This is a genomic window from Streptomyces sporangiiformans (assembly GCF_005768555.2).
GTDB lineage: Bacteria > Actinomycetota > Actinomycetes > Streptomycetales > Streptomycetaceae > Streptomyces > Streptomyces sporangiiformans.
The window spans coordinates 47,259-68,773 of the sequence record NZ_VCHX02000352.1 but is presented as its reverse complement, the minus strand read 5'-3'; the positions used below and the strand labels follow the sequence as shown (position 1 = coordinate 68,773).

The window sequence follows — 21,515 nt, the reverse complement described above, 5'->3', positions numbered from 1 at the left end:
TGTCCTGTGCGCACCGACGGCCATCGTCCGCTGGTTCAGCAGGCTGCGCTGAGAGCCGTCGCGTCCATGAACGTGGTGCTTGAGCTCCGCCGGGAGCGCCCCGGCCTGCCCGTACTGGTGCTGTCGCAGTACGTGGAGAAGGTGTACGCCCGGGAGTTGTTGGCCGACGGATCCGGAAGCGTGGGCTATCTGCTCAAGGACCGAGTGAGCCGGGTCGGCGAGTTCGTGGACGCGCTGCGGCGGGTGGCGGCGGGCGGAACGGCGATGGACCCCGATGTGATCACGCAGTTGCTGACGGGGCCGGGCGGGGACGCCGTCGACGCGCTGACTCCGCGGGAGCGCGAGGTGCTCGGCCTGATGGCGCAGGGGCTCGGCAACGCGGAGATCGGCAAACGGCTGTTCATCACGGACAACGCGGTGCAGAAGCACATCGGCAACATCTTCGCGAAGCTGGGGCTGCCGGTCGCCGACGGCGGGCACCGCCGGGTCCTGGCGGTCCTCAGCTACCTGGACAGCGTGGCCGAATGATCGACGTCCGCGACCACGCAGCTCACGTTGTCCGGGCCGCCGGAGTCGTTCGCCGCGCCGGTGAGGGCTTGAACCGCCTGGTCCGGGGCGGGAGTCGTGGTCAGAATGTGCTGGATCTCCGCGGTGGGGACGACTGCGGACAGGCCGTCGGAGCAGAGCAGGTAGCGGTCTCCCGGAAGGGCGTCGTGCAGACGCAGGTCGGGGACGGGAACCGGGCTGCCGCCCGTCAGCGCCTTCAGCAGCAGCGCGCGTTGGGGATGGGCCTTCGCCTCCTCGGGGGTGAGGCGGCCCTCGTCCAGCATTGACTGGACCATCGTGTGGTCGTGGGTGATCTGGAAGAGTTCGCCGGCGCGCAGGAGGTAGGCGCGGCTGTCGCCGATGTGGACCAGGGCCAGTTGGGAGCCGGTCCAGAGCATGGCGGTGAGCGTGGTGCCGGCGTCCTGGCTCTGGGTGACGCCCTGGACCGCCCGCGTGGCACCCTGGACCGCGTCCTCCAGGAGATTGAGGACGCTGCCCGCCACAAGCGGCTCGGTGTCCAGGAACTTGAGGGCCTCCACGGCCGCCGTACTGGCCGGGGCTCCCGCCGCTCCGAATCCGTCCGCGACGGCCAGGACGCGGGCGCCCGCGTGGGCGGTGTCCTGGTTGGCGGGGCGGACCAGACCGATGTCGGAGAGTGCGCAGTAGCGGAGTTCCAGCATGGTGGTGTCCTTTCGTGGGACATGCCTCGTCACGTGTGAGAGGTGGTCGACGAGGAAGGCCGCCAGGTCACGGCGGGTCGCGGTCTCGGCCTCGACCCGCGCCCAGTACGCGCGGATCTCCCCCGCCGCTGCCGACGGGTCCAGGGCGCAGACCTGCCGTATCCGGGCCAGCGGCATCCCGAGCCGCCGCAGCCACGCCACCAGGCGCGCCTGCTCCAGCTGTTCGGGCGCGTAGTAGCGGTACCCGGTGTCCGGGTCCACCCGCGCGGGGCGCAGCAACTCCAGCTCGTCGTACAGCCGAAGCGCCTTCGGCGACAGCCGGCACGCCTTCGCGAACGCCCCGATCGTCAGCATGTTCGTGCGCTCCGTGCGCTCCATGCTCTCCATGGCCTCCGTGCGCTCCATGCGCCCACCTCGCGAGTCGCTCGTTCCTCGTCCTGCCACCGATGCTGCGGCCTCCCCGAAGGTGAAGGTCAATCCATGAGCTCCGGTTCCCTGCCGCTTGTTAGCCTGCGAGCCGGATCGCCGGGAACGACCGGACCGCCGCCCGTCGACATACGCATGAGGAGTCCCCCGTGGCACGCAGTACCCGTATCGCGCTCGTCACCTGCCGAGAGGTGCAGGAGACCGGATACGACCGTGACCTGCCGGGGCTCGCCGACGCGGTGCGGCAGGCCGGGGCGGAAGCCGTCATCGCGTGCTGGGACGACCCGGAGGTCGAGTGGGACCGCTTCGATCTCGCCGTCATCCGGTCCACCTGGGACTACAGCTGGCGGGCCGCCGAGTTCCTGGCGTGGGCCGAACGGTGCGGGGCGGCGACGACGCTGGCGAACCCGCCGGAGGTCGTGCGCTGGAACGCCGACAAGCGGTACCTGGGGGAGCTGGGGGCGGCCGGGGTGCCGGTCGTCGACACGCGCTATCTCGCTCCGGGGGATCCGGCCGACCTGCCCGAGGAGCAGGAGTACGTCATCAAGCCCACGTCGGGGGCAGGCGCCCGGTACGCCGCCCGGTACGCGCCCGGGGAGCGCGAGACGGCCGTACGCCATCTCGCACGGATGCACGCGGAGGGGCTGACCGCGATCGTGCAGCCGTATGTGCGCAGCATCGACACGGCGGGCGAGCGGGCGCTGCAGTTCTTCGGCGGGCGGTTCCTGCACGCGATACGGAAGGGGGCCGTGCTGGAGGCCGGAACTCCGTACGACGCGGACAAGGTTCCCCACCCGCGGTTGAGGCCCTGGGAGCCGACCGCCGCCGAACTCGCCGTCGCTGAACGGGCGTTGGACGCCGTGCCCGGTGATCCCGAGCTCCTCTACGCCCGCGTCGACCTGGTGGACGGCGACGACGGCGCGCCGCGGGTCATGGAACTGGAGCTCGTCGAGCCGAACCTCTTCCTCTCGCTCCACACGGACTCGGTGCCGGTGATCGCGGAGGCGATCCTCAAGGCCGCCCGGTAACGGCCACCCGCTGCAGCAGTCCCCACGTGAACTCCGCCACGCACTCGTGCCGTACGCCCTCCGCGTCGGGCGCCATGAAGGCCAGGCCCCAGCGCGTGGGAGCCGTGCCCTCCAGAGGCCGGGCGGGAGCGAAGGCGCGGGCCGCCTCGTCGACCGTGCAGGACCAGGGGAGCAGGTCGTCGACCGTGCGCAGATCGGGTGCCGCCGCACCCGGCGCCCGTACCAGCCACTCGTTCCAGACCGCGCCGTTCGGGGCGAGGAGCACCTCGAAGCGGAGGTCGGGCCAGAGGGGGACCGGCCAGATCAGGGCCTCGCAGTCCAGGTCGCCGATCTTCCGCGCGGCGACCGACTCGGGTGTGCCGAGGACCGAGCGGTAGCGCGACGCGGGTGGGCGGGAGCGGGGGGAGCGGGCCATCGCCTGCCACCTCTTGTTCGCCTCGCGCATGTCGGCCGTCGAGACGCCCAGCTCATGACGGGCGTCCTCGACCAGGTCCGGGTTGTGATCGGCCATACGGCGCAGCAGGACGAGCTGGAAGTCGAGCGGGGTGAAGGGGCTGCGGCTGGTGGGGCGCTGGGCGGCTGGCATGGGTCCCATCGTCGCGTACGTGCGGTTCTCCCGGGTGGCGGCCGTCCGGCAGGAACAGGACGGAGTTCACGTACCTGACATACCGGGGGCCGCGGAAGGGCAGCACCCGGCGGAGCAGGCCCTGGGAGACGACGTGCGAGGCATGCGCCTGGTGGGCCTCCAGGTCGAAGGAGGACAGCGGGAGCCAGGTGTCGCCGGGCAGCACCCAGCCCTCGTATCCGTACTGGGCGAGGTGGGAGACGACCGGGGTGATCGGCTGGATGCGGGCCTCCAGCTCGATGAACAGGGCCGGGCGGTCGCGCGTCAGGAGGGTGGTCGCACCGCACAGGACCGCGAGCTCGTTGCCGTCGACGTCGATCTTGATGAAGCCGACGTCGTGGAGGTTCAGGCCGTCGAGGGTGACGCAGGGGACGTCCAGGGCGCGGGCATGGATGTCACGGCGGACGAGCGAGGAGACGCCGCGGTCGCCCTGGTCGCCGGGCGGCAGCCAGAGGCGGGCCGTACCCGGGCGGTCGCTGGCGGCGGCCCGGACCACCCGGACGTTGCCGGGCGTGGCCTCGGTCAGCAGGCGGGCCAGGTGCGGCACCGGCTCGACGGTCACCACGTGCCGGGCCCGGTCCGACAGCCGGCGGGTCCAGGGGCCGTACCAGCCGCCGACGTCCACGGCCGTGCCGCAGTCCGGCGGGCAGAGTTCGGGCAGCCGGGCCAGCTCGGGTTCGAAGCGCGGGTAGACGAGCCGGGCGGCCGCGGCGACGAGGCGTACGGGGACGAAGGGAGCGAGACGGGCCGCCAGGGTCATGGGGTCCTCATCCGTTTGAGAAGCTCTTCGTGTTCGTCTTCCGTCACCTGCTCTCCGGAGGACGGGAGGAGCTGGGGGATGCCGTCGACGATCGGGTAACGGCGGTGCAGGCGCGGGTTGTAGAGGGCGGCCTCCGCCGTGCCCGTGCCCGCGCCCGCGACGTCGGGCGCCTCGGGTGCGAGAAGGTGCAGCGGCCCCTTGTCCAGCGGGCACGCCAGGATCTTCAGGAGCGGGTCGTCAGGGTTCATTCGCGGTCAACTCCGGTGTGGGGGTGGGGCGTGGTGACTCCGATTGCGGATCGTGCTCCGGCTCCGGCTCCGGCTCCCGCTCCGAAGGAAGTTCCGGCTCCGGCTTCGGGTCCGGGTCCGGGTCCGGGTCCGGGTCCGAAGGAGGCTGAGGCTCCGGCGACGGCGCGGAAGGAGGTTCGAGCTCCGGCGGCGGCTCGGACTGCGACGGCTCCGGCTTCGGCGGATCGTGCTTCGGCATCGCGAGGAGCACCGAGACCGCCAGCGCCGTACCGCCCAGGCGCAGCGCGAGCCGTACCGGATCCTCGGGGAGCGCCTCGCCGAACGCGAGCGTGCCGAGTACCGCCGTGAACAGGCAGGTCACCGTCGTGCAGACCGGCACGATCAGCGAGGCCCGGCTGCGTTGCAGCGCCGCCTGCGACATGACCAGGCCGAACGCGCCGGTGAAGAGCAGGAGATAGGGATACGGGGAACGCAGTACGTCAAGTACCGCCCCGCCGAAGTCAGTTGTCGTCAGATGGCTCGACACGCCCTTGATGGCCAGCGAACTCACGCCGTACAGCAGGCCCACCGCCACGCCGTATTCGACGCCGGTGGTCGGCAGGCGGTGCCGGCGGCGGGCGCGGTGCTCGGCGGAGCCGTACAGCCAGATGCCCAGCGCGAGGGACGGCAGGCAGACGAGCAGGATCAGGGGGAGGGGCGCGCTGTGGCTGACCGTGTCGGAACGTTCGTTCAGCGACAGCACCACCATCAGCAGCGCGGCGAGGATCGCGCCGAGCGCGTACCGCTCGCGGCCGGAGGTCTCCTCGCCGAGCAGCACCGAGGAGAGCAGAACCAGCAGCACCAGGCCGGAGACGAAGAGGCCCTGGGCGGCGGCGATCGGGAGGGTGCGGTAGACGGCGAGCTGCGCGCCGAAGCCGGCCGCCAGGGAGAGGGAGCCGCCGATCCACAGCGGGCTGCCGAGGACGAGCCGCAGCAGTCGCCACGGTTCCCGGACGCTCACCGCGGGCATGGCCGCGAGCGCCCGTTTCTCCAGGACGAATCCGGCGCTGTTCAGAACGTTCGCCAGCAGGGCCGCGGCCACTCCCCACCACATGGTCTACGTCCTCCGTGCGTGCAGGAGCAGGATCGAGGCCGTGGAGGGGATGCGGCAGGCCAGTCGGTCCAGGGGGCGCAGCGGGCGCGGTACGCCGTGGAAGGGCGCGCCCCGCAGCCGTACGACCTCGAAGCCCGAAGCGGTCACGAACTCCCGTAGCGCTCGGGCCGTGTAGAGCCGCAGATGGCCCACGACCTCCTGGCCCGGACGGCCGTGGATGGCGCGCAGGCTCACTTCGGAGAAGACGGGCTGGACGCCCGCGAGGAGCAGCGCCCGGTTGTACCAGGCGGCCAGGTTCGGTGTGGAGAGCATGAGATGACCTCCGGGGCGCAGGATCCGGTGGATCTCGTCGAGGGCCGCGTCGGGGTCCACGAGGTGCTCGACGACCTCGCTGAACAGGACGGCGTCGGCGGAGCCGGACCGGAACGGCAGCCCGCCGTCGGTGAGTTCGCCGCGCACCGCGTACGGCAGGTGGGCGTGCGCGCGCCGGAGGGCGTCCTGGGACCAGTCGACGCCCACGATGCGGTGGCCGGCGAGGAGCGGGGCGGCGGTCGCGGCCGCGCTGCCGTCGCCGCAACCGATGTCGATGACCGTCTGTGCCTCCTTGCCGGCCGGCCCGAGGGCGGCGGCGAGCATCCGGGCCTGGCGGAGGCTGCGGGGAGTGCCCGAGGCGACGGTGACGTCCGGGTCCTCGTAGAAGTCCCGCAGTCCGCGCGGGCGCCGGCGGGGCGGAGCCGTGGTCATGGGGTGCTCCCCTTCGGGTTTTCCCCGGCGTTCTCCTTCGAGCTCTCCTTCGAGCTCTCCGGCGCGTGTTGCGTCGCGTGTTCCGTCTCGTGCAGGTAGTGCTCGAACAGGTCGCGGAGATGGGAGCCGTCACCGTGGCTGAGGAGGGTGCGGGACCAGCGGAGCGCCACATGCAGGCGGCCGGCGGTGGAGGCCGTCGTGACCGTCAGGCCGCGGGGCATACGGGCCGGCGCCGAGAACCACACCGCGTGCGCGCGGCCCGCTCCCTCGCCGAAGTCGAGGGGGTACGGGATGCGGCCGATGTTGCTCAGCAGGGTGGTGGACGTCCAGGGCGCGGCCGCCCTGCGCAGGCCTCTGGTGAGTGCGGCCCGCCAGGACACGGGAACCACCGGAGCTGTCAACAGGGCGGCGCCGTGACCGAGTTGGGGCCTGGGCAGGGCCTTGAGCGCGCGAGTGCGGTCGGCTGTGCGGCGCAGCAGGCCGGCCAGGTCGGAGGCGTCCAGCTCCTCGGGAGCGAAGGGGACTTCGACGAGTCGGGTGCCGTTGCCGATGGGCATGTCCGTGCCGCGCGGCCGGTCGTCCACCGGCATGGTGATGCGCAGTGGGCGTGGGCGGGCGCCGTGTTCCCTGTTCCAGTGGGCGATCATCAGCGCCGTGGCCGCCATGAGCTGGTCGTTCACCGTGTACGGCGCCCCCTTGGGCCGGTGCGGGACGCTCAGCTCGGCCACGAGCATGCCGTTGCCGGGGGAGGGCTCGGGGCTGCCGTGGGCGACTCGGGCGGGCGGGGCCAGGGTGGAGGGGGTCTCGGTCTGCTCGGGCGCGGCGCCGGTCGTACGGGTCGGGGGTGCGGCCGGGGCGTTGTCCTCGCCGCCGTACAGTTCGGCCGCCGTGGCGAGCACCCTCAGGCAGGCGGGGCCGTCCAGGGCGGTGTGGTTGATGGTGACGAAGAGAACGCTGCCGTCGTCCTCCGGGTCGCGTACGACCTCCAGGCGGATCGGAGGTGAGGCCGACAGCGGCGGGGCGTCGGACAGGGCCCGGTCGCGGGCGTGCTTGAGCGCGTCCCGGTCCGGGGGCGGGAACGCGACCACGTCCACATCGGGGTCGGGCGTGAGCTCCCATTCGTAGCGGCGGCGGTACCAGGGGCCCGCGGCCTCGCGCATCAGGATGCGGGGATGGCGGTGCAGGGCTTCGGTGAAGGCCGTCCTCAGGCGGGTCGGGTCGAGGTGGCCCGGCAGGTGGACCTCGATGTGGACGGTCTCCGGCTCCTCCTCCTGGAGGCAGTGCCGGGCGACCTCGTCCACGACGGGGAACGGGATCCGGTGCGGCGGGCGCACGGGGCCGTCCGTGCCGTCGCGCGCCGGGTGGTCCAGGGTGGTCATGTGCTTCCGCCTTCCCCCGTCTCTTTCCGGTCTTGCGGCTCTTCCTCCGCGTCCCTCGCGTCCCTCGCGGCCTTCTCTTCCCTTTCTTTCTTCTCTTCCTTCTCTTCCTTCGGGTCCGGCTCTTCGGGCCGAGTCGCCTTGAACTTCGGTTTCCGGACGGGGAAGCGGACCGTGGGCGGATCGGGTTCCCGCTGGGCGGACGCGGGGCCCCGTGCGGAGACGGTGGGCCCGGACTCGTGCACTCCGGGCGTCGGCGGCCCGTAGGTCTCCCCGCGCACCCGCTGCGGCAGCGGCTCCGTGGGAGCCTGGGAACCGGACGGCTGCGGCGCCGGCGGCGGTACGGGCGGCACACCGCCGAGCGGCCGGGGTGGCGGGCCAGGAGATCCGTGAGGCGCCGCCCCACGAGGCTCGGTCGCCGCCTCCCGTACGGACACCAGCCCCGCGAACAGCCCGATCAGCGCCAGCAGTTGGGCCGTGGGCCCGAACGCCCCCGCGTCCTGCGCGACCGGTGTCCCCGCCCCGGTGGCGGCGGCGATCCCGGAGCCCGCGAGGGCGAGGAACGCGATCGGCACCAGGAGCGCGTGCCGCCGCCCCGCGAGGAGCGCCAGCACCGGCACCAGCAGCGCGAAGAACCCGGCGATCACCACGCCCACCAACGTGAGCACCACCACGCCCAGCACCGGGCCCGGAGCGGGCGGCACCGGCGGAGGCTCGTCGGGGTTGGGTGAGCGGCGCCGGTAGAGGACGAGGCCCACGAGCGCGAGCACCCCGACCCCGCCCGCGATCAGCCCGGCCTCGTACACCACGGACGGCTCGTACGAGAGCTTCACCGCGCCGCCCGCGCCTTTGGGGATCCGCCAGCCCTGCTGCCAGCCGTCGAGCCGTACGGGGTTCAGCTCCTTGCCGTTCAGCGTGGCCTTCCAGCCGTCGTTGAAGTTCTCGTACGTCGTCAGATAGGAGGCGGCGCCCGAGCCGACGGTCACCTCGCGGCGGTCGCCGAGCCAGTCCCGTATTCGCAGGTCACGCTGGGCGGTGGCGGGGGCCGTGACCGTGCCGCGGGTCAGCGTCACATCCGTCACCGCCAGCGGCCCCGCGTCGCCCGCCTCGACCCGGTGCTCGCCCGAGCCCAGGGACAACGAGGCGTCCGCCCGCCACTCGTTCGCCCGCACCGCCTGGCAGAGCGTCAGCTCGATGGGCCGCCGCTCCACGAGATCCCGTACGGTTCCCTTCGCGCTCGTCTGGTACAGCTCGCTGTCGACGGCGAGTGTCGGACCCTGTCCGCACGGCAGCGCGAAGGGCCGGGAGGCCCGGGGCTGCGGGGTGCGGTACTGGTCGAGCGCCGGGATGTACGCCTCGGTCAGGCCGACCGGCAGTTGCAGTTCGTCGTCGACGACCGGGTTGTAGACGGTCATCGGCGCGGTCTCGGTGACCGTGATGTCGAGGCGGTCCGTGGTGATCGGGGGGAAGCGGACGACGCCGTTCTCGTCGACGCCGGCGATCGCCGCGCCGTCCGGCGAGCTGATGTTCACCTTGGTGGGCCGGGTGGACAGACCGCCCGCGGGCGCGAGGACGACCTCGCCGACGGGCTGTTCGCCCGGCCAGCGCAGCTGGATCGTGGGATTGTCCCCGGCGATCCAGGCGGTGGTCAGATCGCCGTCGGTGAGGTTGCGCGGCGACAGGCCCGTGCCGAGGCGGGCGGTCGAGTCGGCGGTCGCGGTGATGCGGCTGCGCTGGTCGGGCGCGACTTTGTACAGCAACTCGTCGAGTTCGTCGCTCGGGATCGGGACCGCGCTCGCCTTCACCTGGTACGTGCCCGCCGCGTCGGAGGTCCAGCGGCGGTGCAGTCCCGCCTCCGTGCCCGTCGGGGAGAGCCCGCCCGGGTCGGACGCCCGGTGCAGCGACACGACCTCGGCGGCGGCGTCCGTGCGCTCGGCGTCCGTCGGGAGCCGCAGCATGCGGGTCACCTGGACGTCCGGGATGGTGATCTCAGAGAAGCCCGCGCCGGACAGGCCGGAGTGGCGGGCCACCGAGTCCAGGATCGTGATCCGCAGCCAGTTCGTCCCCCCGGCCGGGGCCTTGATCCGCTGCCGCATGCCGTTCGACTGGAGATAGCTAGTGGCGGAGCCGCGTTCGGTCTCCACACGCACCCGCGTGGGCGCCGACCGCACACTGTCCTGAGGCAGCGGCGTGACCCGGATCGACGAGGGGATCTCCGTCTCGTCCGTGAATCCGACGCGCAGCCACTGCCCGTCCGCCGAGCCCGCCGCGCCCTCGGCCCACGCGGTGTCGGGATTGCCGTCGAAGGCGTTCACGGGGTCGTACTGCGGCAGATAGAACAGCCAGTTGCCGCTCGACGACGCGGTCACCGAGCGGGCACCGCGCAGCTCGGCGACCGTCTGATGCTCGATGCCCTTCGTCGGCAGGATCTGGTGCGGCTTCTCGCCGGCGTCCTGGTAGCTGTCGGAGTGATTGCGCTCGTCACGGGTGTACGGGTACGAGGTGTTGGCGTTGACCAGCCCGAACCGCGTGTCGGCGCGCCGCAGTCCGTCGCCCACCACCTGCAGTGCGGGGGAGCCGAGCCCGGGATGGTTGTCGCCGGTCAGCACGGCGGCCCGGTCCCGCATCGCCGGATCGGCGGACAGCGGCAGCAGCGCCTCGGGGCCGCCGGAGACGACGGCCGTGTCGGCGACCTGCTTCAGCCCGGCCTGCCCGGGCCGCGGCACCTCCCCGCTCGCCGGCTCGTAGATCTCGACGGCGCGCTGCCGCGGATACAGCCCCTCGATCTGCAGCGGGGTGTCGTCCGGGATCCGCCCGCCGGTCATCTCCGGCCCGAACCCGGTCACCCGCCGGTAGCCCGACTCCTCCAGGGTGCGCTTCACGGTCGTGGTCGGTACGTAGCCCATCTGGTCGGGGTCGAGATCGTTGCGTACGACGACGTAGTAGAGCCCGGCCCGGCTCAAGTAGTCGGCCAGGCCCGGGACTTCGCCGCCCGTCATCAGCGCCTGCTCGACCGCGTCCATGGCGCGCCGGTTGCCCGCGGTGCCGAACGGCACGTAGTCCCGCTGGGCCCAGCGGGACTCGGCGAGGACATCGAGGGGCTGGTCGATGGGGGAGCCCCAGGTGTAGATGCCGTGCGCGGTGGCGGGCACGACCAGGGCGCGGGAGTCGGGGGAGCGCTCCTGGAGCCAGTTCGCCGTGGACTTCCAGTACTTGGGGAGCTCCTGGAACGAACCCGGTTGCAGGATCGACCCGTTGAGGTAGGGCAGGGCGAGGCCGGGGAGTACGAGAACCGCCGCGATCAGCGGGGCCAGGCGGCGCCCGCGCACGGGACGGGCGCCCCGTGTCTCGGAGGCGACACCGACCAGATGCATCAGCCCGAAGACGAGCGCGAGGGCCATACCGGTCTGGAACTTGTAGATGTTGCGGAAGGGGACGATGGCGCCGTCCAGCCAGTCCTGCACCACCCCGTGGAAGGGCGCGCCGAACGAACCGCCGTACCCGGCCAGGGTGATGAGCGCGACCGACAGCACGGTCAGCACCAGCCAGCGCCGCTCGGGCAGGTCCCGGCGGGCGAGCCCGGCGAGCCCCAGGCCCGCCGCGAGAGCCGAGCAGACGATCACGACGACCGACGTCGCGACGGTCCAGCCCGCGGGCAGCCAGGACTCGCCGAAGTGCAGATACGCCACCCAGTTACCGGCGCCGCGCAGGGTCTCCGTCGCCGACATGGTGGCCGTGGTGGTCTGCGAACTCTCCACGTACGGAAGGAAGTTCTCGCCGTAGATCCCGAGCAGCAGCAGCGGGACCACCCACCAGGCCGTCGCCAGGATCACGCCCGGCACCCACCAGGTGATCAGCTTGCGCTGCCGGGGGCCGCGGGGGCGGGAGAGGAGATAGAGGCCGACGGGCAGCAGAGAAGCGAGCGTCGCGGCGGCGTTCACGCCGCCCATGAAGGGGATGAGCAGCGCCGAGCGCAGGGCGGCCACCCGGGCGCTGTAGCGCTCGTTGGTCAGCGGCAGCAGCACCCACGGCAGGAGCGCGCCGGGGAGCGCTGCCGCGGAGGTCGAGCCGACGACGATCGTGAACACCGGCCACAGCGCGTACGTCACCGCGCCGAGCAGCCGCGAGGCGTTGCTGCCGATGCCGAGGCGCTCCGCCAGCCGCAGCGCGCCCCAGAAGGCGGTCGTCACGACGAGGGACAGCCACAGCCGCTCGGCCAGCCAGACCGGGATGCCCAGCAGATCGCACAGGCCGTAGAACGGCAGCATCGGGAAGGCGTAGCCGACGTACTGGTCGGCGATGCCGCCGAAGCCGCCCCGGTCGTGCCACAACTGGCCGAGGTCGGACATGAACTGCCAAGGGTCGAGCGCGACACCGAGCTTCGTCTCGAACGTCATGCGGCCCGGGTCCACGGCCAGGAAGAGCACGAACACCACGGCCCAGAACCCCAGCAGCCACCGCCGCGACCTCGGCCCCTGGGCGGGGCCGGGCACGGTGGCGAGGGGACGGGTCGGTGCCGGGGGAGGGGCCTGGACCGTGCTGGTCATGGACACCGCCGGAGGATGAGGAGGAGATTCCAGGTGGCGAACTCGCGCAGTACCGGTGCCTTCGCGACGGCCTGGGCGAGGAACGGCCAGTAGCGGGAGCGCGCCGAGACGACCGTGACGTCGTCCCGGGCGCGCACCTGCCGCAGAGTGGGTCCGATGTGCACGGCGAAGAGGTTCTCGCCGAGGGTGTGCTTGGCCGGGCGGCCCGTACGACGCCGGTAGCGGGCGCGGGCCCGCTCGGCGCCGAAGTAGTGCCAGGGCGCCCATTCGTGGCCGCCCCAGGGGGACAGCCAGTTGGTGAACGACACATAGATCAGGCCGCCGGGCCGGGTGACCCGCACCATCTCGCTCAGGAAGGTCTGCGGGTCGGCCACGTGCTCCAGGACGTTGGAGGAGAAGCAGACATCCGCGACCCCGTCCGCCAGCGGCAGCAGATATCCGTCCGCGACGACCGCGCCCCCGGGCGGCCTGTCCCCGAGTTCCCGTACGTCCGGTTCGAAGAGGTAGCCGTGCGCGCCGCGCCGGCGGAACTCGTCGGTGAAGTAGCCGCCCCCGCCGCCGATGTCCACGACGACGCGGCCCTTCACCGGCCCGTCGTACGCCTCCACCTGGTCGGCGGCGTCTCGCGCGAGCAGCGAGTAGCAGCCCTCGGGGTCGTCCTGCTCATGGAGGAAGGCGCGGAAGAGGGCGAGGGAGCGACGCAGGGACGGGTCCTTCAGACCCGTCCCCGTACCTCTGCCTGTACGGGTGGGAGCGGTCATGGCGTCCAGTTCCTCACCGCCTCCGTCGCCACCGCGCGGAACTGCCGGACCGTGCGGTGCCAGCGGAACTGGGCGGCACGCTCGCGGGCCGCCTTGCCCATCAGGGTGCGGCGCTCGGCGGACAGGGCGAGGGCGCACCAGGCCGCCGCGAAGGACGACTCGCCCCGGGCCAGCAGCCCGGTCTCGCCGTCCACGACGGAGTCACGCAGCCCCGGTACGTCGAAGGCGATCGCGGGCGTCTCGCGGGCCGCGGCCTCGGTCACCACCAGGCCCCAGCCCTCGACCGCCGAGGGATGCAGGAGTATCCAGGCGGCGCAGAGCAGGCGGTGCTTCTCGGGTTCGGAGACATGGCCCGTGAACTCGACGCCCGGGCCCGCGAGGTGTTCGAGGCGCTCCCGCTCGGGGCCGTCGCCGATGATCACCAGTCGGCCGCCGGTGACCGGGCGGACCCGCTCCCACAGCCGCAGCAGCAGATCGATCCGTTTGTACTCGACGAGCCGTCCCATCGCCACGAACAGCGGCTCCGGCGAGCGCTCGGCCCGTGGGGCAGGCTCCTCGACGCCGTTGTGGACGACCCGGATGCGCTCGCGCTCGACCCCGATCGCCCGCAGCGCGTGTGCCGTGGACGGGGAGACGGCGACCAGCAGGTTGCGGCGCTGCGGCGTGCCCGCGAGCGCCCAGTGTTCGAGTCTTCGGCCGAGCCGGGCGGCCGGCGCCATTGGTCCGCCGAACCGCATCCGCCACAGGTCGGTGTGCACATGGTTGACCAGGCACAGCGTCGGGCCGCGATGCCACAGCGGCGCCAGGTACGGCATGCCGTTGCAGACCTCGACCAGCAGATCGCAGTCGCCGACCTGACGCTGGAACGTGGAGCGGACGCGCAGATAGTGGCCGAGATCGCCGCCTGCCGACACGACGCGGTAGTCGCGGTACGCGGCGGGGCCGCCGCACAGCAGGGTGACCTGGTGGCCGAGCTGGGTCAGGCCCTCGGCGAGTCGGTCGACGAGCAGTTCGGAGCCGCCCGCGGCCGCGTTGCCGAAGTCACGACGGGCGAGGAAGACGATACGGCGCGGCTGTGGGGGGAGCGCCGGGTGACGCTGCGCGGAGCGGGGGAAGGCGGCGCGCAACGACGAAGGCACGTGCTGGGGCATGGGTGCTCCAACTCGTCTCAGGGTGCGGAACCAGCGTGGGGGGTATGGCACGGCACGGGTGCGGATCTTGCGATCGGGCAGGGGTCTCGTGGTGCGGGTCGGCTGTGTTTCGCGGTGCGGGGTTTCGCGGTACGGGCGGTGCGGATCGCGGTGCGGATTGTGGGGGTTGTGGGCGCCGGTGGTGACGGTGCTGTGGGAGGTCTGTGCTTGGGTGGGGGTGGATAGTTTTCGCCCAGCGGTTCGATGCGGCTACTCACCGAGGTGACAAATTCGGGGCCTTTTCCAGCTGACGTCTCATCACATCGTGAGCGGCTGCTGGGATGTCTCGGTCGTTTCGGGATGTGGACGCCCTCGTACCACCAAAACGACTCCCGCCAGTGCGAGGACCGAACCCAGCGCACCCGCCCCCACAGGCAGCGTCTGCCCCACCATCCGCAGCTGACCGCTGTCCGCGTCGGCGAGCTCCACCTGCTCCTTCTGGGTCTCCTTGGTGAAGGCGATGCGCTCGCTGTCCAGCAGGACCGCCGCGTCCTTGTCGGAACCGGGTGCCCGCAGTGTCTTGCGGGGCCCGATCGCCGCGTAGATGATCCGGCCCGTGCGCTGGTCGGCGACCAGTTCGATGCCGTGGTTGGCGTACCACTCCTCGGCCAGCACCTGGCTGCGCTCGGGTTCCCCCACGATGCTGCCCGGCACCAGCCGGGTGCCGGTCTTCGTGGCGGCGACGGTGCCGGTGAACCGGTAGCCCTCGTACCCCTGGATCTTCTTCGTGCCCCGGTACTTCAGCGTGACCGTCGAGCCGAGCGTGTTGTCCCACCAGCGGTACGAGCGTTTCTGTACGTCGAAGGGGAACTTCAGATACGCCTCGCCGTCGAAGTACGGCTCCTCCTGGCAGCAGTGCACCGGTGTGTTCGTCTTCCGGTCGGTCACCCAGCGCTCCGTCGTCCACTGCAGCGCGTCGTGCGGATCCGCCGCGGGCAGCGACTTGTCGTTGTCGACGGAGGTGGACACGTCCCAGACCGCCCGGCCGCTCTTCTCGCTGTCGGAGACATCGCCCCTGACCTGGCGGGTGATGGTGATCTTCTTGTCGTGGACGGTCTCGATCTCGCCCGTGTCGAAGTAGCTGCCCGTGCCGGTGAACACGGTCTTCGAGTCGATGTCGATCGGGGTGCGCTGGGCGCGTGGCTCGACGTACCAGGCGAGCAGCGGGGCCAGGACGAGCAGGAACACGCCCAGACCCAGCAGGATCAGGGACAAGGGTGAGGCAGTACGGCGCATCCGGGCACTCCAGGGGCTTGTGGTGACGCGGCACAGTGATGTGGCGGCACGGTGGGGGAGGGTGCACGTGCGGTATGGGCCGGGAACCGTAGGCGCACTCTTGACGGAGTGTCAATGCATTGCCGAGACTGGGCTCTTCCGGACGGGGCCGGGTGGGACTGGTTCAGGACCGGGCGGGACCGGCTGCCGGCCGGGACCGCACAAGCCGCTGGTGCGGGGTGACCGGGGTGGGACGACCTCAGAGAGGCTGACCCTGCGATGCCCAGACTGCTTGCCGCCCTGCTGACCGTCGCGGCCGCCGCCGCGCTCGCCGTCGGCGCCGCCCTCGGCATCGTCGCGCTGCTCTATGCGACTCCCGAGCAACCGAACACCCCGCTCATCACCTACGAGACGGCCGGCCGGGAGCGCTGATCATGCCCCTCCGCCCGGGATCCCTCACCGTGCGCTCGGCCTGGCACGACGTGCCCCGCCTTCAGGTGCGGCGGTTCGCCGCGATCGCCATGGCCGAGGCGCCCGAGCTGGCCGAGGAGATCCTCGGCGAGATACGCCGCGAATACCCCCACCTGCCCGTCGTGCTCGACGACTCCGGCGAGCCCATGGCGCTGATCGGCATCCGCCGGGCCATCGAGGTCTTCGTCCAGCATCTGGAGACCGCCGAGGGCCGCCCGCGAGTGCCTCCCGGGGTCTTCCAGGAGTTCGGCCGGGGCGAGGGGCTGCACGGCCGCAGTCTCGACTCGCTGCAGGCGATCTACCGTCTCGGGGTACGGCTCGCCTGGCGCCGTTTCGCCGAGATCGGACAGCGCGTGGAGATCCCGCCGCCCGCGATGTACGAGCTGGTCGACGCCGGCTACGAGTACCTGGACGGGCTCGTCGACCAGTCCGTACGCGGCTACGCGGAGGCCGCGGCCCGGCAGGCGGGGGAGCGGCTCCGCCTCCAGCGCGGGCTCATGGAGCTGCTGCTCGCCGAGCACCACCGGGGCGATCCGGCCGACGCGCTCGCCGAGCGGGCCGCGCGGATCGGCTGGCCGCTGCCCGACAAGGTCGCGGTGGGCGTGCTGCTGCGGCCCGCCCGGGAGGCCGTGGCCCCCGCCGTGAGCCAGGGCGTGCTGCTGGACATGGAGTGCGAGCAGCCCCGGATGGTCGTGCCCGACCCGGACGCCGCGGGGCGGCCCGAGCTGCTCCGGCGCGCGATGAGCGGGTGGGCGGGCGCGATCGGGCCGCCGGTACCGCTCGCCGACGCGGCGAAGTCGCTGCGCTGGGCCGAAGCGGCGGTGAGGCTGATGGAGCGGGCCCTGCTGCCCTCGGGAGAGGTGCTGTACTGCACGGAGCACACCGAGGCGCTGGTCCTGCTGCAGCCGGAGGAGCTGATCGACGACCTGGCGCTGCGGTGTCTGGAGCCGCTCGCCCACTGCGGGCCCACGCACGGACGGCGCCTGGCGGAGACGCTGCTGGCATGGCTGGAAACCAGGGGTGGCGCTCCCGAGGTGGCCGCCCGCCTTGGCGTTCACCCGCAGACCGTCCGCTACCGCCTCCGCCAGATCCGCGAGCTCTGGGGCGACGAGATCGACGATCCCGACCGGCGGTTCGAGCTGGAGTTAGTCCTGCGGGCGCAGCGGCTTCGGGGCCGGCTCGGGGACCCACGCTCCCTGCGCTGACGGCTCGGCCCCCGGCCGCTTTCCCCGCCGCCCGCGCCCGCTTCTCCCGCCCAGGCATCCCCTTTGACCGGATTGTTCCGCTCCTCCCGCTACCCACCCGTGACGGTCAGGCCATTGCCCGCGGAAACCCACATGAGTAGCCTGTGTTCGTCATGCCGATCGTCTGTTGAAATATCGAACATAGGGAGGGAGCCGGCCGTGGGACGCCTCGTACCAGCCGTGACCCGGGCTCTCGACATTCTTGAGCTCTTTCTCGACGGGGACGGGACGCTCTCCGCCCCCGACATAGTGCGTCGGCTCCAGTTGCCGCGCACCACCGTGCACGAGCTGGTGACCACGCTGGCCGCACGTTCGTACATCGCGCCCGTACCGGGTCAGCCCGGACGTTACCGCCTCGGCGTGCGTCCGTACCAGCTCGGCAGCCGGTACTCCGAGCAGCTCGACCTCGCCGCCGAGGGGCAGCAGGTCGCCCGGTCCGTCGCCGAGACCTGCGACGAGACCGTGCACGTGGCGATCCTGGAGGGCACCGACGTCATCTACATCGCCAAGGTCGACTCCACGCACGCCGTGCGCATGGTGTCCGCCGCCGGCCGCCGGCTCCCCGCACACTGCACGTCCGTGGGCAAGATGCTGCTCGCCTCGCTCCCCGAGTCCGAGCTGACCTCGCGGATCCCCCAGGACGCCGAGCTGACCGGGATGACGCCCAACAGCATCACCGACCCGGCCGCCCTGCGCGAGGCTCTCGCCGAGATCCGCAGCCGGGGTGTCGCCGTGGAGAGCCGCGAGTCGAACCCGGACGTCAGCTGTGTGGCCGCGCCCGTGCGCGACCGCACGGGGAAGGTCGTCGCCGCGCTCTCCATCTCGGTACCCATGATCCGCTGGAGCGAGGAGCGCCGCGGGGAGCTGGAGCAGCTCGCCGCGAAGGGCGCGGCCGAGCTGTCCGAGCGGCTCGGACATCGGAGCCCGGCATGAGCGACGTGGAGGTCGCGGTCCGCGAACAGGCCGCGCTGGGTGAGGGGCCCACCTGGGATCCGGCCGCCGGGCGGCTGATCTGGGTCGACATACTCGGGTCCAGGGTCCATACGTACGATCCCGTCTCCGGCCGCCGCACGGTCATGGTGACCGAGCAGCACGTGGGCGCCGCGAAGCCGCGCGCGGGCGGCGGACTGGTGGTCAACCTCCGGGACGGCGTGGGGCTCTACGGGCCCGGCGCCGACGACTTCCGCTGGCTGCACCGGGACCCCGTGCCCGGACGCCGGGCCAACGACGCGGCGGTCGCCCCCGACGGCGCACTGTGGGCGGGCACCATGCGCTACGACGAGGCGCCGGGCGGTGGCTCCCTCTCCCGTGTCACCGCCGACGGCACGGTGGAGGTCGTCCTCGACGACGTGGCCGTCAGCAACGGCACGGGCTGGAGCCCCGACGGACGCCTGATGTACTACATCGACTCGCCGACGCGCCGCATCGACGTGTTCGACGTCGATGCCGACGCGGCGAACCACCGGCTGGTCAACAGGCGGCAGTTGGCGGCCGTCGAGGACGGCGCCGGCTTCCCCGACGGGCTCACCGTCGACGCCGACGGCTGCGTCTGGGTGGCCCTCTGGGACGGCGGCGCCGTCCGCCGCTACACGCCCTCCGGCGAGCTGGACCGAGTGGTCCCGCTCCCCGTCCGCCGCCCCACGGCCTGCGCCTTCGGCGGCGCCGACCTGACCGACCTGTACATCACCACGGCCCGTACGGGCCTGGAGGCACCGCACCCGATGTCGGGCTCGGTGCTGGTGCTGCCGGGCGCGGGGAAGGGCCTGGCGCAGCCGGCGTTCGCCGGATAGCGCCCGATGGTTACTGGTCCGGGCCGCCTGCCGCCTCGCGCTCCCCGGTGGTGAGGGGCGGCCCGGCCAGCGGAGGCTTGAGCGGGCCGATCGCGGCCGCGAGGAGCACGCTGGGGGCGAGGAGTACGTGCCCGCCCCGCTGGAGTGAGGTGACGTCGGTCAGCCTGCGGGCGATACGGCCGTTGCCCATCGCGGTGTGCAGCAGGCGGTCGACGTACGCGGCGACGATCCGCTCCCGGAGCGTGGGACCGTTCCGCGTCGCGCCCGGGTAGAAGACGTCCTGGCCGGTGGCCAGGTCCCAGGCCGCGTTGACGGGGCCGGCCACCGCCTTCTGGATACGTCGCGCCAGCCCGGGGCTGCCCCAGCCCTGACGGCGGATCACCTCGCGTAGGGCCAGGGCGCTTTGGGCCGCGACCGACATGCCGTGCCCGTAGATCGGGTTGTACGCGGCGAGCGCGTCACCGAGGACGGTGAGGTTCTCGGGCCAGGCCGGCAGCCGCTCGTAGTAATGACGGCGGTTGGCGGTGGTGCGGGTGAACCCCACGTCGGTCAGTGGCTCGGCGTGCGCGAGCAGCTCGCCGAGGATCGGGTGGCGCAGCTCTTCCCGCGCGAACCGTACGAAGTCGTCGTCGGCGGCGGAGGGTTCGCCGCCGGTCGTACCGGACAGCGTGACGAGCCACTGTCCGCCCTCGATGGGGAGCAGCACTCCGGCCCGGCCGGGGACCCCTGCACGCTGGTCCGCCAGCACGTTGACGACCGGGTAGCCCTGACGGGCCCGCTTTGGGGCGCGGTAGATGCGGCTGGCGTACGCGAGGCCGGAGTCGACCGTCCGCCGGGCCGGTCCGGGAAGCCCCAGGGCCCCGAGCCACTGGGGCGTACGGGAGGCGCGGCCGGTGGCGTCGACCACCAGATCGGCCGTGAGCGTGCGCTCCTCTCCGTCGACGCCCCGTAAGCGGACTCCGGTGACCGCGAGGGTGCCGTCGGTGCCGCCGGTGCCGTCCCTGCTGTCGAGCCCCACCGCCTCGGTGCGCTCGAGCAGGGTGATCCGGTCGTCGTCGAGGACTTGGGCCCGGACGGTCGCGTCGAGCAGGTCACGGCTGCACAGGATCATGTAGTGCGACTCGGGCCAGCGCCGGTACCAGCCCTTCGGCGACAGGGCGACCATGTCCGTCGTGACCGCCAGCCGGTGCGCTCCGGCCGCCAGGAGCAGTTCGGTGGTACCGGGCACCAGATCCTCGACGGCTCGCGCGCCGCCGGACCACAGCAAGTGGGCGTGCCGTGCCTGCGGGAGGTTCTTGCGGCGTTCGGGCCCGGCGGGCAGGACATCGCGCTCGACGACGGTGACGACGTCCGCGAACTCGGCCAGGGCACGGGCCGCGAGCATGCCCGCGTGGGATCCGCCGAGGACGACGGCGGACCTGACGGGCCGCCGGGCGGGGGCAGGACGGTCACTCATGCGCCGGCACGCTCTCTTCCTCGGCAGCCGCGTGGGTACGTACCGCCTTGATGTCGTCGGTTTCGGCGAGGGCTCGGGACACGCCCTCGATGTCCTGGAGCAGATCCATGGTGTTCGGGCTGCCGGAGGGGGCGGAGTACTCGTCCTTGCCCGCTCGGTCCTTGGCGTGGACGGCTGCCTGGATCGTCACGGCCGCGGCGAGGGCCTTCGCCCGGCCCGGCTCGAATCCGAGGCCGAGTGCCGCGGCGTACGCCCGTCGATGCACGTCTTCGTCGATATGGGGGGCCAGTTGGAGGAGAGCGTCGCGGATGAATGTCTCACGGTGCGTCAGGCGCAGCTCCGCGGTGGCCCGGAGCGTGACGGGGACGCCGGTGCCGGTGGCGGTCCGCATCAGCAGGTACAGGGGCCTGAGGTTCCAGTGGCCGAGCCGGACGCGCCAGCGGCCGTGCAGGTACTGGCCGGCGTGGGGGAGGATGAAGCCGACCGCGATCAGGATGGCGGAGAGGCAGGCGACCGGCGGAGCCACGTCCGTGCTCAGCCAGTCCAGATCGTGTCCGGTCCAGCGGGCGAGGACGGCCGTGAGCTTCGCGCCGTCGTAGAGCAGGTTCATCGCGTAGCCGGCGCCCAGGCACTGCAGTCCGCCGCGCAGCCAGGCGTCGAGTCCGCCGGTGCGCACCCAGTTCCAGATCAGCCTGGACGTGATCAGGCAGGCCACGGTGTGCGCGAGCAGGTAGAGCACGATCTCTTCCCGCATGAAGGGCGTGGTGGCGTAGTACGTGTCCAGGTCCCGCACCCGCTCGACGCGGACGTCCGCGAGCGCGAAGAGCACCCACAGGGCGATGATCACGCCGCTGTAGACGGCGACGACCCACCGCGTGGCGCGGCGAGTCGACGCCGAGCGGTCGGACAGGCCGTTGCGCCAGGCGATGATCAGCAGGAGGCAGGACGCGCAGAACGCGGTGATGAGGGAGTACACCCACGGCGCCGCGATGTTCGCCACACCGGTGACCCGGTTGGTCCAGGCGATGGCCGGCGGCGCCGCGAAGACGAACACACAGCAGGCGAGCAGCAGCAGGCCGCCGACCGCTCGCAGCAGCGGGTCCCTCCAGAGCTTGATGATGCTGGGCAGCTTGATCACCAGTGCGGCGGCCAGGACCGCGGTCGGTATCCAGAACGAGATGTACAGCTCGCCGAAGAATTCGGAAGGATTCATCGCCGCGAGGGCCGTTCTGCCCGACAGGGCGCGCTCATCGTGTGCTCCCGGAGGGTCGGCCGGTCAAGTCGTCCAAGTCATCCAAGTTGTTCGGGTCGTTGC

The 21,515-nt window shown here is 72.2% G+C and carries 19 protein-coding genes; 6 read left to right on the top strand and 13 right to left on the bottom strand.

Annotated features, from left to right (window positions below; translation table 11 throughout):
- Nucleotides 1-66: 66 nt before the first annotated feature.
- The gene (locus FGD71_RS46800) at nt 67-528 is read left to right on the top strand and encodes a response regulator transcription factor (protein WP_119106737.1); all 462 of its coding nucleotides are present in this window, start codon (nt 67-69) and stop codon (nt 526-528) included.
- On the opposite strand, the gene FGD71_RS46795 is transcribed toward FGD71_RS46800, so the two are convergent.
- A complete protein-coding gene (locus FGD71_RS46795) occupies nt 504-1,580 on the bottom strand; it encodes a MerR family transcriptional regulator (RefSeq protein ID WP_119106806.1) in 1,077 nt (358 codons plus the stop codon). The two genes, FGD71_RS46800 and FGD71_RS46795, sit on opposite strands and share 25 nt — an antisense overlap.
- Before the next feature lie 221 nt (nt 1,581-1,801).
- Here FGD71_RS46795 and FGD71_RS46790 point away from each other — a divergent pair, with 221 nt between their 5' ends.
- Entirely contained in the window at nt 1,802-2,680 is an 879-nt protein-coding gene (locus FGD71_RS46790) for an ATP-grasp domain-containing protein (RefSeq protein ID WP_119106736.1), read from the top strand.
- Here FGD71_RS46790 and FGD71_RS46785 read toward each other — a convergent pair.
- The 10 genes from FGD71_RS46785 to pgfA all read right to left on the bottom strand — a co-directional run bounded on the left by FGD71_RS46785 (nt 2,664) and on the right by pgfA (nt 15,260).
- Nucleotides 2,664-3,266, bottom strand: a complete 603-nt coding sequence (locus FGD71_RS46785) for a hypothetical protein (RefSeq protein ID WP_119106735.1) — start codon at nt 3,264-3,266, stop codon at nt 2,664-2,666. The two genes, FGD71_RS46790 and FGD71_RS46785, sit on opposite strands and share 17 nt — an antisense overlap.
- Nucleotides 3,148-4,065 carry an FkbM family methyltransferase gene (locus tag FGD71_RS46780; protein WP_119106734.1) on the bottom strand — a complete coding sequence of 306 codons (918 nt, stop codon included), beginning with the start codon at nt 4,063-4,065 and terminating at the stop codon, nt 3,148-3,150. Before FGD71_RS46780 ends, FGD71_RS46785 begins: the two co-directional genes overlap by 119 nt.
- Nucleotides 4,062-4,313, bottom strand: coding sequence for a Trm112 family protein (locus FGD71_RS46775; RefSeq protein WP_119106733.1), 252 nt, complete (start codon nt 4,311-4,313; stop codon nt 4,062-4,064). Before FGD71_RS46775 ends, FGD71_RS46780 begins: the two co-directional genes overlap by 4 nt.
- Nucleotides 4,303-5,394 (bottom strand): hypothetical protein, encoded by a 1,092-nt coding sequence (locus FGD71_RS46770; RefSeq protein WP_240437117.1) that lies wholly within the window; start codon nt 5,392-5,394, stop codon nt 4,303-4,305. Before FGD71_RS46770 ends, FGD71_RS46775 begins: the two co-directional genes overlap by 11 nt.
- Nucleotides 5,395-5,409: 15 nt before the next feature.
- Complete coding sequence (locus FGD71_RS46765) at nt 5,410-6,150, bottom strand: class I SAM-dependent methyltransferase (RefSeq protein ID WP_119106732.1); 741 nt, start codon at nt 6,148-6,150, stop codon at nt 5,410-5,412.
- A complete protein-coding gene (locus FGD71_RS46760; protein ID WP_240437110.1) occupies nt 6,147-7,529 on the bottom strand; it encodes a condensation protein in 1,383 nt (460 codons plus the stop codon). The genes FGD71_RS46765 and FGD71_RS46760 overlap by 4 nt, the downstream gene beginning before the upstream one ends.
- Entirely contained in the window at nt 7,526-12,073 is a 4,548-nt protein-coding gene (locus FGD71_RS46755) for an alpha-(1->3)-arabinofuranosyltransferase (RefSeq protein WP_119106731.1), read from the bottom strand. Before FGD71_RS46755 ends, FGD71_RS46760 begins: the two co-directional genes overlap by 4 nt.
- Complete coding sequence (locus tag FGD71_RS46750; RefSeq protein WP_119106730.1) at nt 12,070-12,834, bottom strand: class I SAM-dependent methyltransferase; 765 nt, start codon at nt 12,832-12,834, stop codon at nt 12,070-12,072. The genes FGD71_RS46755 and FGD71_RS46750 overlap by 4 nt, the downstream gene beginning before the upstream one ends.
- Nucleotides 12,831-13,985: a glycosyltransferase family 4 protein gene (locus FGD71_RS46745; RefSeq protein WP_119106729.1), complete on the bottom strand. Its 1,155-nt coding sequence runs from the start codon at nt 13,983-13,985 to the stop codon at nt 12,831-12,833. Before FGD71_RS46745 ends, FGD71_RS46750 begins: the two co-directional genes overlap by 4 nt.
- Before the next feature lie 297 nt (nt 13,986-14,282).
- On the bottom strand, nt 14,283-15,260 hold the full coding sequence (pgfA, locus tag FGD71_RS46740) for a cell envelope lipid trafficking protein PgfA (protein WP_119106728.1): 978 nt from the start codon (nt 15,258-15,260) through the stop codon (nt 14,283-14,285).
- A 258-nt stretch (nt 15,261-15,518) separates the two neighbouring features.
- Here pgfA and FGD71_RS47840 point away from each other — a divergent pair, with 258 nt between their 5' ends.
- The 4 genes from FGD71_RS47840 to FGD71_RS46725 all read left to right on the top strand — a co-directional run bounded on the left by FGD71_RS47840 (nt 15,519) and on the right by FGD71_RS46725 (nt 18,744).
- On the top strand, nt 15,519-15,671 hold the full coding sequence (locus FGD71_RS47840; protein ID WP_162931421.1) for a hypothetical protein: 153 nt from the start codon (nt 15,519-15,521) through the stop codon (nt 15,669-15,671).
- A 2-nt stretch (nt 15,672-15,673) separates the two neighbouring features.
- Nucleotides 15,674-16,915 carry a PucR-like N-terminal domain-containing protein gene (locus tag FGD71_RS46735; protein WP_119106727.1) on the top strand — a complete coding sequence of 414 codons (1,242 nt, stop codon included), beginning with the start codon at nt 15,674-15,676 and terminating at the stop codon, nt 16,913-16,915.
- Nucleotides 16,916-17,113: 198 nt separating this feature from the next.
- The gene (locus tag FGD71_RS46730) at nt 17,114-17,887 is read left to right on the top strand and encodes an IclR family transcriptional regulator (protein ID WP_119106726.1); all 774 of its coding nucleotides are present in this window, start codon (nt 17,114-17,116) and stop codon (nt 17,885-17,887) included.
- Nucleotides 17,884-18,744, top strand: a complete 861-nt coding sequence (locus FGD71_RS46725; RefSeq protein ID WP_119106725.1) for an SMP-30/gluconolactonase/LRE family protein — start codon at nt 17,884-17,886, stop codon at nt 18,742-18,744. Before FGD71_RS46730 ends, FGD71_RS46725 begins: the two co-directional genes overlap by 4 nt.
- 10 nt (nt 18,745-18,754) lie before the next feature.
- On the opposite strand, the gene FGD71_RS46720 is transcribed toward FGD71_RS46725, so the two are convergent.
- Nucleotides 18,755-20,200, bottom strand: coding sequence for an NAD(P)/FAD-dependent oxidoreductase (locus tag FGD71_RS46720; protein WP_181359412.1), 1,446 nt, complete (start codon nt 20,198-20,200; stop codon nt 18,755-18,757).
- Nucleotides 20,193-21,413, bottom strand: coding sequence for an MAB_1171c family putative transporter (locus tag FGD71_RS46715; protein WP_119106724.1), 1,221 nt, complete (start codon nt 21,411-21,413; stop codon nt 20,193-20,195). The genes FGD71_RS46720 and FGD71_RS46715 overlap by 8 nt, the downstream gene beginning before the upstream one ends.
- Nucleotides 21,414-21,515: the final 102 nt, after the last annotated feature.